Below are 12572 nucleotides of genomic sequence, written 5' to 3' on the forward strand. Positions count from 1 at the left end.
GCGGTCAGTCCTTGACGGCCCCGGCGGTCACGCCGGCGGCGACGTAGCGCTGGGCGAGGACGAGGATGACCGCGGCGGGCAGCGAGGCCACGACGGCGGTGGCCATGATGGCGTTCCACTCCTGGTTGTTGTTGCCGATGTAGTGGTAGATGCCGAGGGTGATCGGCTCGTGGGCACCGCCGTTGACCAGGGTGCCGGCGAAGACGAAGTCGGACCAGGACCACAGGAACGCGAAGAGGGAGACCGTGACGACGGCGTTGCGGCTCATGGGCAGGACGATGGACCAGAAGGTGCGCAGGGCCCCCGCTCCGTCGGTCCTCGCGGCCTGGAGCAGTTCGCCGGGGATCCCGGACATGAACGCGGTGAAGATGAGGACGCCGAAGGGCACGGCCAGCGTGGAGTCGGCGACGATCAGGCCGGGGACGGACTGGAGCAGACCGAGCTGGAGGTAGATGGCGTAGAAGCCCATCGCCATGATGATGCCGGGGATCATCTGGGCGGCCAGCAATACGAAGTTGAGGATGCCGCCGCCGCGTGGTCGCAGCTTGGCCAGGGCGTAGCCGGCGGGGGCGGACAGGGCGACGGTGAGGACGACGGTTCCCAGGCCGATGACGAGGCTGGTGCCGAGGTAGGGCAACTGCTCGTCGAGGACGGTGCGGTAGCCGTCCAGTGTGCCGTGGGCGGGGAAGAGGTCCGGCGGGCTCTTGCGCATGTCCCGGTCGGGGGTGAGGGACACGTTGAGCATCCAGTAGACCGGGAAGAGCATGAGCGCGGTCAGCAGCAGGCCGAGCGCGGTCTTCCACCAGGTGCGGCCGGTGCGTCGGTTCATGACAGGGCCTGCTTTCGCTGGACCTTGAGGTAGATGAGGCCGAACACGAGGGCGGCGACGACCAGCAGGTTGCCGACGGCCGCTCCGGGTCCGAAGGCGGGCAGGAGATTGCCGAAGCCGAGCTGGTAGGACCAGGTGGCGAAGGTGGTCGACGAGTCGGCCGGGCCGCCCTTGGTCATGATCCAGATGATGTCGAAGACCTTGAGCGTGTAGATCAGGCCGAGGAGGAGGGTGATCGCGGACACCGGGCGCAGCAGCGGGAAGGTGATGCGCCAGAACCGCTGCCAGGCGTTCGCGCCGTCGAGGGCGGCGGCCTCGTACAGGCTGGCGGGGATGGATTGCAGGCCGCTGTACAGCACGACCAGGTTGAAGGGGACACCGATCCAGATGTTCGCGATGATCACCGAGGTCAGTGACCAGGACGGCGAGGTCAGCCAGTTCACCGGCGCGATGCCGAGGGCGTTCAGGGCGGCGTTGACGACGCCCGATTCACTGTTGAGCATCCACGACCAGGTGGACGCCGACACGATCAGCGGCAGCAGCCACGGCACCAGGAACAGGGCGCGCAGGGTTGCCGACAGCCGGAAGTGCTGGGTGAAGAAGACCGCGAGGGCGAGGCCGATGGCGTACTGGAAGATGAGGCAGACGGCGGTGAAGAGCGCGGTGTGGAGCAGGGCGGGCGCGAAGGTCGGGTCGTCGAAGACGGTCCGGTAGTTCTCGATGCCGGTGAAGGGCGCGTTGCCCTGGACGAAGGAACGGACGGTGTAGTCGCGCAGGCTGAGGTCGAGGTTGCGGTAGAGCGGATACGCGTAGAAGAGGGCCAGGTAGAGGGTGACCGGGGCGAGGAACGCCCAGGCGGCCCACTGTTCGGAGGCCGGTCGGCGCCGTGCGCGCGCGGGGGCCGGGGGCGGGGCGGCGATGGCCGCCCCGTTCCGGACGTGCGCGGACGGACGGTCCGGCGGATGGATGGTCTGCTTCACCGGGCCCTCGTCACTTCACCGCGGCCTGGGCCGAAGTGAGGGCGTCCTCGGGGGACTTGGCCCCGCTGAGGGCGGACTGGACGGCCTTCCACAACTGCTCGGAGATCTTCGGGTATGTGGTGCCCAGATCGTCGCTGGTGCGTCCCCTGGCCGCCTTGACCGCCTCGACCCAGGGCTTCAGTTCGGCGTTCGCCGCGACCTGCTTGGCCTGCACCTCACTGGTGGGGGCCACGTAGGACAGGGTGGTGTCGGTGTCGTACAGGTTCTGGGTGCTGGTCAGGCAGGTCGCCAGCTTCTGTGAGGTCGCGTAGCGGCCGGTGTCGCCCTGGGTGGGGAGGGTGACGAACTCGCCGCCGGTCGGGGCTGCGGCACTGCCTCCGTCGGCACCCGGTATCGGCAGGACGCCGTACTCGAAGCCGGCCTTCTTCGCGTTGGCGAGCTGCCATGTCCCGTTCTCGGCGAAGGCGTAGTCACCGCCGGCGAACTCCTGCCAACTGGTGGTCTGCGTGTTGTTGATGACGGAGTTGGGGGCGTAGCCCTGCTTCAGCCAGTCCTTCCACAGCGACAGGGCGGACACGGCCTGCTCGGAGTCCAGTTCGGTCAGCTTCGCGCCCGCCCCCCAGAACCACGGCAGGAACTGGAAGCTGCCCTCCTCCGTGCCGATCGCGGAGAACGTGATGCCCTTCTTGCCCGCCGCCTTCACCTTCGCCAGCGCGGCCGTCAGCGACTTCCAGTCCTCGACCGAGGCGATGTCCACCCCGGCCTCCTTCAGGACCTTCTTGTTGTAGTAGAGGGCGAGGGTGTTGGCGCCGATGGGGGTGCCGTAGGTCTTGCCGTCCGACTGGCCGGCGGCGAGCAGGTTGGGGTCGACCTTCGAGGTGTCCAGTTTGTTGTCGTCGGTGCTGGTGAGGACGCCCGCCTCGGCCAGGGTCGACACCACCGGGTTGTCGACGATGAGGACGTCCGCGGAGTTGTCCTGCTGGGCGGCCAGCAGCGCCTTGTTGGCCAGGTCGCTGGTGTCGAAGCCGGTCCTCTTGACCTTCACACCGGCCTTGGCGCCGCACGCGTCCAGCAGCTTCACCCAGGCCGAGCCCTTGGCGAACTGCGGGTACGGGTCCCAGACGGTGTACGTGCCGCTGTCCGCGCCCTTCGCGTCGGCGCTGCCCGAGCCGGAGGAACAGGCGGCGCCGGTGACAGCGACGACGGCCGACAGGGCCACGGCGGTGAGTCGGCGTCTCGAGGAGCTGTGCATGGCAGGTCCTTCGTTTGTGGCACACGTGTGCCGTGGGAGGGAGGGCTGGGGGGAGCCGGGCACTCCGAACGGCTCGGTGAGGGGGCCGGGTGCTCGGTGAAGCGAGAGGCAGGACGTGCGGGGAGGTCAGGCTTCGGGGAAGGAGAGGCCGGTCGCGGGCCCTGTGCTGGCCCGCAACGAGATCGGGGGCGTGAGCAGGTGGTGCCGGCCCGGGGCGGCGGGCTGCTCGATCCGCTCGACGAGCAGGTCGACCGCGCGCCGGCCCATCTCCTCCGCCGGCACGTCCGCCGCGGTGAGCTGCGGGGTGACGGTCTCCGCCCACCGGCTCGCGACGATGCCGGTGACGGAGAAGTCGCGCGGTACGTGGCGGCCCGCCCGGGCGAGCCCCCGGTACAGGCCGCCCAGCGCGGCCTCGTTGAGCGTGACCAGCGCGGTGGTGGCGGGGTCGTCGTGCAGGATGCGTTCCAGGCACGCCTGGCCGGACGCGGCGTCGTCCCCGCAGCAGTACGTCCGTACCGTGAGCCCGCGCTCGGCCGCGGCCTTGGTGAAGCCGTCCAAACCCCGGTGCGCGGACTCGTACCCCGCCCGAAGGAGCTGTTCGGGCCGGTTGACGAAGGCGACCCGGCGGTGGCCGAGGTCGGCGAGGTGGTGGACGCACGCCGCCGCGAGCGCGGTGTGGTCCAGGCTCACCCACCAGCCGCTCTCCGGATGCGCGGTACGGCCGATGGCGACGGAGGGGAAGTCCAGCTCGGCCAGGTGGTCGACCCGGTCGTCCTCCAGCCTGATCTCCATCAGGATCGCCCCGTCGACCCTCCGCTCCCCCAGCAGCCGCTGGAACGAACGGTCGCTGTCGACACCGCTGGGCGACAGCAGCACGTCGTAGTCGTGCACCGCCGCGGCCTCCACCACACTGCCGATGAAGTCCAGCTGCATCCCGGTGTAGTGGTTGCCCGCCGGCGGGAAGACCAGGCCGATCGTGCTGGTCCGCCCGTTCGCCAGGGCTCGCGCGCTGGCGTTGGGCCGGTACCCCAGCTCGTCGATGACCTGCTGGATCTTGCGACGGGTCTCCTCCGACACCGAGCGCTTGCCGCTCAGCGCGTAGGACACGGTGCTCCGCGAGACACCGGCCCGCTTGGCGATCTCACCGATGTTCACGTCGGGCTCCTTGCTCGAACCGGTTCGACACCTCGTAGGGGAGGCACGCGCCGATCGCGAGGGTGAGGGGTGGGACGGGGGGCGAGGGCCGGTCGTCGAACCGGTTCGCGTGAAGCGACGGTAGGAACTGCCCGAAGGCCTGTCAACACCCCGCACCACACTTTCCCGGTCCGCTTGAGGAGTGCGTGCTTCCTTGTGCCGGAGGGATTGCTGGCCGGGTTGCGCGGTGCTAGCTTCGCGAACCGGTTCGACGAAGTGATCCTTCCGGCGAGCCTGCACTCCTTCCGTGCCCCTGCGGAGACACGCTGCTGCATCTCCCGTTCGGCGACGCGCCCGCAGCCCATGACATCGAACCGATTCGACCGAGATCACCCGCACGCTCTCCTCGCTGGGCCGCCCCCGTGTACGAGCAGCCGGCCGGTTCCGGCCGGCCGGAACCGCCTACTCAAGGATTGAGGACGCCATCCATGCCATCCGCTGACAGATCCGCCCGGCGACGGGCACCGGCCGCCGTGACGCTGGCCCTCGGCGCGGGCCTGCTGGCCGCACCGGCCGCCCCCGCGCAGGCGGCCGAGGCACCCCGGCCCGCCGCCCGCTACACCTTCGACCAGGACGACATGACGTCCGGGAAGATCACCGACAGTTCCGGCAACGGGCTGACGGCAGACCTCGTGAACGGCTCCACCGCCCGGTCCGTCGAGGGCACGGGCGGCGGCAAGGCCCTCGCCCTGCCCGGCGGTGCGGCCGACTCCGGCGGCGCGTACGTCCGGCTGCCCCGTGCCGTGGTCGGCGACGCGGCCGACCTGACGGTGTCCGCACGCGTGAAGTGGAGCGGCGACAAGTCGCCCTGGCAGCGGATCTTCGACCTGGGCACCAACACCACCAAGTACCTCTTCAGCACCCCCTACAACGGCAGCGGGCTGTTCCAGACGTCCGTGACCACCGGCGGAGGAGGCGCCGAGGCACAGGTCCGCGGCTACGCGCCGCTCCCCTCGGCCGAGTGGCGGACGGTCACCGTCACCCTCGACACCTCCGCGGGCCGGCTCACCACCTATCTGGACGGTGTGGCGGTCTCCTCCGCCGAGACCTCCGTCAAGGCCAAGGACCTGCTGGACTCCTCGGCCACCGCCGCCGGGTACATAGGCAAGTCGTTCTACCCGGATCCCCTGCTCAAGGGCGCGATCGACGACTTCACCGTGTGGCACGCGGCGCTGAGCGCGGAGCAGGTCGCCGGTACGGTCGGGACCGTGCCCACCCTTCAGGAGCTCTCGCAGACGTCCTTCGAGGCGCGCACCACGACCGGGACCGCCCCGTCCCTGCCCGCCGCGGTCCGCGCCTCCTTCTCCGACGGCTACGACCGCGACACACCCGTCGCCTGGGACGCCGTCCCCTCCGAGAAGTACGCCGCGCCAGGCACCTTCACCGTCTCCGGAACCGCCGCCGGGCGCTCGGTGAAGGCCACCGTCACCGTGGTCCGCGAGGGACAGCTCACCGTCGACCTCGGCTCGGACACCGGCGCGTTCCACGGCGGCGCCTCCGGCACCCTCTACGGCGTGTACGGCCCGGACGTCCCGACCAACAACCTCATGGAGGGCATGGGCCTGCGCACGGTCTCCACCAAGGCGCAGGACGGTCCGCAGCACCCCGGTGCCGACGCCCTGGAGGTGGTGAAGCCGCTGGCCGACTCCACCGACGGCGACGTGTACATCTACATGACCGACATCCACCGCGGTTTCCCGTACCAGTGGCCCGGCGACAGCCCCGCGGAGAAGCTGAAGCTCTACAAGGAGAAGATCGCCGAGCAGGTCGACCAGGTCCTGAAGCTGCCGAAGCAGTACCAGGACAACATCGTCTTCGTGCCGTTCAACGAGCCCGAGGGCAACATGTTCGGCACCGGCGAGTGGAGTTACAACAAGGTCAGCTGGCTCAACGACCCCGACGACTTCCTCGCCGCGTGGGACGACGCGTACCAGCTCATCAAGGGCAGGATGCCGAGCGCCCGCATCGCCGGGCCCAACACCAGCATCCTGTACGACCAGGTGAAGGGCTTCCTCGGTCACACCCTGGCCGCGGGCACGCTTCCGGACGTCATCACCTGGCACGAGCTGAGCCACCCGGAGGCGGTGCGCCAGAGCGTCGCCAAGTACCGGGCGTGGGAGAAGGACCTGTTCAAGGGCACCGACCGGGCGGGCACACAACTCCCCGTCAACATCAACGAGTACGCCTTCAACTACCACACCTCGGTGCCCGGCCAGATGATCCAGTGGGTGTCCGCGATCGAGGAGTCCAAGGTCGACGCCGACATCGCTTACTGGAACATCGACGGCAATCTCTCCGACTCCGCGGTGCAGTCGAACCGGGGCAACGGCCAGTGGTGGCTGCTGAACTCGTACGCCTCGATGAGCGGTCACACGGTGAAGGTGACCCCGCCGTTCCCCGGCGAGAACTACACCATGCAGGGCGTCGCCACCCTCGACGAGAAGAGGAAGCAGTCCCGGCTGATCTTCGGCGGCTCAGGCGGCAAGGGGCACATCACCTTCGCCGACGTGCCGAAGAAGGTGTTCGGCAGGACCGTGCACGCCTGGGTACGGGAGATCGAGTGGAGCGGGCAGGTCGGCGACTCGTCCGGCCCGAAACTCCTCGCGGAGACGAACCTGAAGGTCGGTGACGACGGCACGGTCGCCCTCGACTTCGGCGACGGCGCCCTGCCGAAGCTCAAGGAGTCCTCGGCCTACGAGGTCGTCCTCAGCCCTGCCGGGGAAGCGAAGAGCACACAGGCCCCGCCGGTGCGCTGGCAGTCGTCGTACGAGGCGGAGGACGCCGCGCACACCGGATCCGGCTGGTCGAAGAACGGCCCGGAGGGCTCACCGCGTGACGTGTCGAAGTTCTACACCTCGGGCGGCTACGACGTCGGCGGCCTGCGCACCGGCTCGGACGTCACGCTCGACTTCTCCGTGGACGTGCCCGAGGACGGCACCTACGACCTGAGCGTCTTCGCCAACTCCCTCAACACCTTCGACAAGGTCAAGGAGCAGGGCCCCACCAACGTCTTCCTGCGCGTGGACGGCAAGGCGGACAGCGAGCGGGAACTGTACCTGCCGCTCGGCTACAAGTGGGTCGTCTGGGACCACACCGACACCCGGGTGCGACTGACCAAGGGCAAGCACACCCTGACGCTCGCCGCGCAGAGCGCCGACGGCAAGCGCGCCACGAAGGGCGACGCCATCGTCGACCGCCTCACCCTCTCCCTCCCCCGCGCCTCGGCGGACACGCAGGTGTACGAGGGTGAACTGGCCTGGCCGGCCGGCGGGGCGCGCCCGGTCTACGACCTTCCGAAGCCGGCGGCGACCGGCTCGGGCGCGGTCCGCGTCGCGAAGGGCCAGAGCGCCACGTTCTGGGTCTACTCGCCGGCGGACCGCGAGGCCACCCTCAAGGTCGACACCCTCGGCGGCTCGGGAGCCCGGCTCTCCGTCAACGGTCACGACGTCCTGCGCCTGGCCAAGGGCCGGAGCAGTGTGGCGGTCTCCCTCTCCGGCGGGGTCAACAAGGTGACCGTGACCGGAGGCACGGCCACGACCCTGGTCGACCGCCTCACGGTAACACCGACCGAGGGCACGCTGCCGGTGCGCACCTACGAGGCGGGGGACGCACGGCTCGCGGGCTCGGCCACGCTCGCCCCGTTGTCGCTGGCCACCGGCGGCACGGCGATCACCGGCATCGGCGGGGCCCCGGGCAACGGCAACACCGCGACGTTCACCGTCTCGGCCGACCGGGCCGGCCTGTACGCGCTGCGCATCCGCTACTCCAACCCGGAGCAGTCCGAGGCGACGCACTACAACCCCGACCCGCTCGCCCGGCACGCCGACATCAGCGTCAACGGCGGCACCGCACGGCGCGTCGGCTTCCCGCACAGCTTCCACCAGAACAACTTCTGGGAGCTGACCGTGCCGGTCCAGCTGAAGAAGGGGAAGAACACGATCGGCTTCCGCTCCGAGGAACTGCCGAACTTCGACGGCACGACCTACGCGTCGGACACGTTCCCCGGCGTGCTGCTCCGCTCCCGCTACGCGCCGCTGATCGACCGGATCACCGTCGCGCCGTTCGCGCGGGAGGCCGGCTGAGGTGACACGGCCCGGTCCGTCACGCCTGACGGACCGGGCCGCCCGCGGGCGCCGGCCGGGTCGTGCGTCGTCCGCACCCTGCCGTCACGAGACCTTCACGCCGGTCCGCTGCCGGCGCCGCCTCCCTGGGAACCCGGGTGCCATCGACCGGGAGGGACTGGGCTGTGATCGCTGTCGCCGTGCTGCTGCTGCCGGCTCTGGGTGTGCTGCTGTTCGTCATGGACCGTGTGGAGGAACGGCTGTCCGCCCGCCCGTCGGCGCCCCGCCACGCCCGTAAACGACACCTGCGTCTGGTCCACGACGCCGGCGCGCCTCGCACCGGGCGCCTTCCGGCACGGCGTTCCCGGCGCCACGGCAAGGCCGCCTGACGGCGGGCGGGGCCGGATGCCCGGGCCGAGGCCCGAGGCAGCCGACGAACTCGAAGGTCCGGGGCGAACGACCCGTTCACGGAGACGAGTTCGGCCGCGGCTTGAGGATGCCCGGGTAGCCGGTGCGGTCCGCCGCCTCCAGCGCCTCCTCCTGGCCGGACACCAGGCGGTGCCGGGTGCGGTACGCCCCCGGCGTCGTGCAGGGCCGTGCGGCCGGCCACCACCGTGCGGTCGTCGATGTCGGGGACGCGGTCCGGGTCGCGCTCCACACCCCCGGGCTGCGGCCGCGCGCCGGCCCGTTTCGATCCCGCTCACCGGGCACACTGACTGCCGGAGGTGAACACATGTCAGAGCAAGGGTCGCTGAAAATGCATCAGGTGGTGCTCGACAGCACCGACATCCGAGAACTCGCGGAGTTCTACCGCTCGTTGCTCGGTCTGGTCTACGGCCCCGGGGACGAGCCGCCCGAGGGGGATGAGCACGACGAACGGGGGCAGGACTGGCTGGTGCTGCGCACTCCCGACGGTGCGCCTCGGCTGGCCTTCCAGCACGTCGACCGGTTGACGCCACCGACGTGGCCCGACGGCCCGGTGCCGCAGCAGCTGCACCTGGACCTGAGCGTGACATCGATCGAGGATCTCAAGGCGCAGCACGAGCGCGTGCTGAGTCTCGGCGGCCGTCTGCTGTCCGACAACGAACAGGGGCCCGACGAACCCTTCCGGGTCTACGCCGATCCAGCCGGCCACCCGTTCTGCATCTTCGTCGCCTGAGCCACCTCGCCCCTGCCGATCGCGGAAGCCGTGCAGGGACGCCGTCCCGTGTCTAGCCGGCGGAGACGTCGGCCACCCCGGGGCTTGGCGAGACCATCGGCACCGGCCGGGCGTCCGGGGAATCGAGGCGGAGCATGGCCGTCTCGTCCGGGGTACCGGGGGCAGCCTGGTAGACGACCATCCGCTGGCCGCCCGTCCGGGCCAGTCGCATGACCTCGTAGGTCAGGGTCATCGGGCCGGCCTTGGGGTGCCGGAAGGACTTCTGCCCTCCGCCGCGTTCGCAGACGTCGTACCGCTCCCAGAGGCGTGCGAACTGAGGCGACTTCAGCATCAGTTCGCCGACGAGTGCGGTCAGCTCGGGATCGTCCGGGTCCGCCCCGCCGACCGCCCGCAGATGCGCCACCGACAGGGCGACGGTTTCCTCCCACGGCTCGTAGAGCGTCCGGCCGAGCGGGTGGAGGAAGAGGTAGCGCGTCAGGTTCCGCTGGTCCTGCGGCCAGTCCCAGAGCCCGGGCATCAGCCGCCGGCCGGGCGGGTTCGCCGCGAGTACGCGGTTGTAGCGGCTCACCACATAGGCGGGCAGCGGGCGCACCGACTCCAGCATGCGCAGCACCGAGTCACGGACGGTGTGGTCCGAACAGGCCGGCAGCTCGGAGGACCGGCCGGAGGCCAACTCCGCCAGCTCGTGGAGGCGTTCGTACCCGTCGCCGCGCAGCCGCAGGGTGCGGCCGAGGGCGTCCACGACAGCGGGGGAAGGGTTGGTCTCCCGGCCGCGCTCCAGGCGGATGTAGTAGTCGACGCTCACTCCGGCCAGTGCGGCCAGCTCCTCGCGGCGCAGTCCGGGGGTACGGCGCAGGCCCGCGCCGGCCGGGAGGCCGACGTCCTCCGGGCGTACTTGTGCTCTGCGGGCCTTCAGATACCGGCCGAGTTCCGTGCCCCTTGCATCCGTTGCTGCTGTCATCCGGTCATTGTCGCAGGCGGTCAAGTGGCGTGGGGGGCCGTGTCAGGGCCTGGAACGCCGCACCCGGGGCAGCGCGCGGTCTGCCGCACGGCGGTGCGGGAGCGGAGAGTTGGTGCCGGAGCGGGCGGCCCGGCCGCCGGAGCCCAGGGGGTGCGCGACACCGGACCGCGGCCCCGGTGGGTCGCGGCCGCCCGCCCGGTCCTCCCCTCCACCACCGCCCCCCCCAACTGTCAGGAGGTCACCATGCCGTCCGACTCGGCCCCGGCTCCGTCCACCGACACGGCCACCGCCACCGTTCCCGGGCGCGGCTCGGAATCGTCCACACCCAGGCTCCGCCACCGAACGCCGGGCAGAGTCCGAAACGGCGGGCCGCCTGTCGGCCCTGCCGGCCCTGCCGTGGCGCCGCGGCGGAGCGGCGTCGCGCTGGTCGCCTCGCTTCTCGGCTTCACAGTGATCACCATCGACGTCTCGGCCGTGAACATCGCGCTGCCCGCGATCCGTGACTCCCTCGACGGCGGGATGTCGGGGCTTCAGTGGGTCGTCGACGCCTACACCCTGATGTTCGCGGCCCTGATGCTCTCGGCGGGCGCCCTCGCCGACCGCACGGGCGCCCGCCGTGCCTACACCTGGGGCATCGCCCTGTTCACCCTCGCCTCCCTCGCCTGCGCGCTCGCGCCCGGCATCGGTGTGCTGGTCGCCGCCCGCGTGGCGCAGGGCGCCGCCGCCGCGGTCGTGATGCCGGCGTCGCTGGCACTGATCCGGCACGCCTACGAGGACGCGCGGGCGCGGGCGCGGGCCATCGCGCTGTGGACGGTCGGCGGCTCGGTGGCCATGGCCGCGGGGCCGGTGCTCGGCGGGCTGCTCACCGACTCCGCCGGCTGGCGGGCGGTCTTCCTGCTCAACCTGCCCGTGGGCGCGCTGATCCTGGGCCTGCTGGTCCGGGTGCCCCGCTCCCCGCGCCGGCCCGCCGCGCTGGATGGCGGCGGCCAGCTCACCGCCGTGCTGGCCCTCGCGGGTCTGGCCTTCGCCGTGATCGAGGGTGGTCACCTGGGCTGGACCAGCGGCCCTGTGCTGGGCGCCGCCGCCCTCGCCCTCGCCGCCGGCTGCGCCTTCCGCCTGGTGGAGGCCCGGCACCCTCGGCCCATGGTCCCGCCGGCCATGCTCGGGGACCGCCGGGTGGCTGTCCCGCTCGCCGTCGGTTTCGCCGTCAACGCCGCCTTCTACGGCGGGATCTTCCTGCTCGGGCTGTACTACCAGCAGGTGCGCGGCATGTCGGCGATCGCGGCCGGGTTGATGTTCGTCCCCATGTCGGCAGTGGTGACGGCGACCAACCTGGTCTCGCCGCGCTTGGCCGAACGGGTCGGGCGGCGCCCGGTGATCGTCGCCGGGCAACTGGTCTTCGCCGGAGCGATGCTGGCCATGCTGCCGCTGGCCGCGCACACGCCGGTATGGCTCGTGCTCGTCCTGCTGCTGCCGCTGAGCATCGGCGGAGCGCTCGCGGTGCCCGCGCTGACCGCGCTGCTGATGGACGTCGTCCCGCAGGAGCGCGCGGGAACGGCCTCCGGACTCCTCAACTCCTTCCGTCAGACCGGCGGTGCGCTCGCCGTCGCCCTCTTCGGAGGCCTGGTCTCCGGCGCCGGCGGCGGCTTCTCCCTCCCGGGCATGCGCATCGGCCTCGTCGCCGTCGCGGCGCTCCTCCTCGCGACAACCGCCCTGTCCCGCCTCCTCCTGCCCCGCGGCTGACGCCGGGGCTACGGGAAGGCGCTCAGGCCCGCTGCGACAAGATGGGGGCCTCAACAAGGAGGGCTACGGGATGAGTTACGACCTGAAGGCCGTGATCGCTGCCGCGGCGGCACTGCGTGCTGCCAGTCGGGCGCTGCCCGCCGCCCGGCTGGCGTCGATCGGACAGGGCCTGTCACTGATGCCGATGACAGACGCGCTGTTCGACACCCTCACGGACGGCAGCGGTGCAGGCGCCTTGGGGTTCCGGCGTCTCCCGGGAGGGTTCGAGACGACACTCGCCGACTGGTCGGCCGGTGGCCCGGTGGCGTACGTGGAGGCGGAGTACTCTCCGGCCTCTCCCAGGAGGGCCGCCGCGGCCCCATCGACCGCTTCCGCGGCCGCCTGATGTGGCCC

10 protein-coding genes are annotated in these 12572 nt (G+C 71.1%); 5 read left to right on the top strand and 5 right to left on the bottom strand.

Features of this window, described 5'->3' with window-relative positions:
• Window positions 1–4: 4 nt before the first annotated feature.
• The 4 genes from AB0E85_RS34540 to AB0E85_RS34555 form a co-directional block, all read right to left on the bottom strand.
• Window positions 5–829, bottom strand: coding sequence for a carbohydrate ABC transporter permease (locus AB0E85_RS34540; RefSeq protein WP_361935837.1), 825 nt, complete (start codon window positions 827–829; stop codon window positions 5–7).
• Entirely contained in the window at window positions 826–1809 is a 984-nt protein-coding gene (locus tag AB0E85_RS34545) for a sugar ABC transporter permease (RefSeq protein WP_361935840.1), read from the bottom strand. Before AB0E85_RS34545 ends, AB0E85_RS34540 begins: the two co-directional genes overlap by 4 nt.
• Before the next feature lie 10 nt (window positions 1810–1819).
• Window positions 1820–3061, bottom strand: a complete 1242-nt coding sequence (locus AB0E85_RS34550) for a sugar ABC transporter substrate-binding protein (RefSeq protein WP_361935843.1) — start codon at window positions 3059–3061, stop codon at window positions 1820–1822.
• Window positions 3062–3187: 126 nt separating this feature from the next.
• Entirely contained in the window at window positions 3188–4216 is a 1029-nt protein-coding gene (locus AB0E85_RS34555) for a LacI family DNA-binding transcriptional regulator (RefSeq protein ID WP_361935846.1), read from the bottom strand.
• 467 nt (window positions 4217–4683) lie between these two features.
• Here AB0E85_RS34555 and AB0E85_RS34560 point away from each other — a divergent pair, with 467 nt between their 5' ends.
• From AB0E85_RS34560 to AB0E85_RS34570, 3 genes are all read left to right on the top strand, one after another.
• Window positions 4684–8337, top strand: a complete 3654-nt coding sequence (locus AB0E85_RS34560; RefSeq protein WP_361935849.1) for a LamG-like jellyroll fold domain-containing protein — start codon at window positions 4684–4686, stop codon at window positions 8335–8337.
• A 164-nt stretch (window positions 8338–8501) separates the two neighbouring features.
• On the top strand, window positions 8502–8705 hold the full coding sequence (locus tag AB0E85_RS34565; protein ID WP_361935852.1) for a hypothetical protein: 204 nt from the start codon (window positions 8502–8504) through the stop codon (window positions 8703–8705).
• Between the two features lie 344 nt (window positions 8706–9049).
• Window positions 9050–9475 (top strand): VOC family protein, encoded by a 426-nt coding sequence (locus AB0E85_RS34570; RefSeq protein ID WP_361935855.1) that lies wholly within the window; start codon window positions 9050–9052, stop codon window positions 9473–9475.
• Between the two features lie 52 nt (window positions 9476–9527).
• Here AB0E85_RS34570 and AB0E85_RS34575 read toward each other — a convergent pair whose 3' ends face one another.
• Complete coding sequence (locus AB0E85_RS34575; RefSeq protein ID WP_361935858.1) at window positions 9528–10436, bottom strand: helix-turn-helix domain-containing protein; 909 nt, start codon at window positions 10434–10436, stop codon at window positions 9528–9530.
• Between the two features lie 450 nt (window positions 10437–10886).
• Here AB0E85_RS34575 and AB0E85_RS34580 point away from each other — a divergent pair, with 450 nt between their 5' ends.
• Window positions 10887–12179: an MFS transporter gene (locus AB0E85_RS34580; protein WP_361935864.1), complete on the top strand. Its 1293-nt coding sequence runs from the start codon at window positions 10887–10889 to the stop codon at window positions 12177–12179.
• A 70-nt stretch (window positions 12180–12249) separates the two neighbouring features.
• Entirely contained in the window at window positions 12250–12564 is a 315-nt protein-coding gene (locus tag AB0E85_RS34585) for a hypothetical protein (RefSeq protein ID WP_361935861.1), read from the top strand.
• Window positions 12565–12572 lie beyond the last annotated feature (8 nt).

The organism is Streptomyces sp. NPDC029044, assembly GCF_040637495.1.
Classification (GTDB): Bacteria; Actinomycetota; Actinomycetes; order Streptomycetales; family Streptomycetaceae; genus Streptomyces.

Bases quoted from the DNA above. Each gene is read 5' to 3' on its own strand.
- AB0E85_RS34540 (WP_361935837.1), bottom strand. From the start codon at position 829: ATGAACCGACGCACCGGCCGCACCTGGTGGAAGACCGCGCTCGGCCTG.
- AB0E85_RS34550 (WP_361935843.1), bottom strand. From the start codon at position 3,061: ATGCACAGCTCCTCGAGACGCCGACTCACCGCCGTGGCCCTGTCGGCC.
- AB0E85_RS34560 (WP_361935849.1), top strand. From the start codon at position 4,684: ATGCCATCCGCTGACAGATCCGCCCGGCGACGGGCACCGGCCGCCGTG.
- AB0E85_RS34570 (WP_361935855.1), top strand. From the start codon at position 9,050: ATGTCAGAGCAAGGGTCGCTGAAAATGCATCAGGTGGTGCTCGACAGC.
- AB0E85_RS34575 (WP_361935858.1), bottom strand. From the start codon at position 10,436: ATGACAGCAGCAACGGATGCAAGGGGCACGGAACTCGGCCGGTATCTG.
- AB0E85_RS34585 (WP_361935861.1), top strand. From the start codon at position 12,250: ATGAGTTACGACCTGAAGGCCGTGATCGCTGCCGCGGCGGCACTGCGT.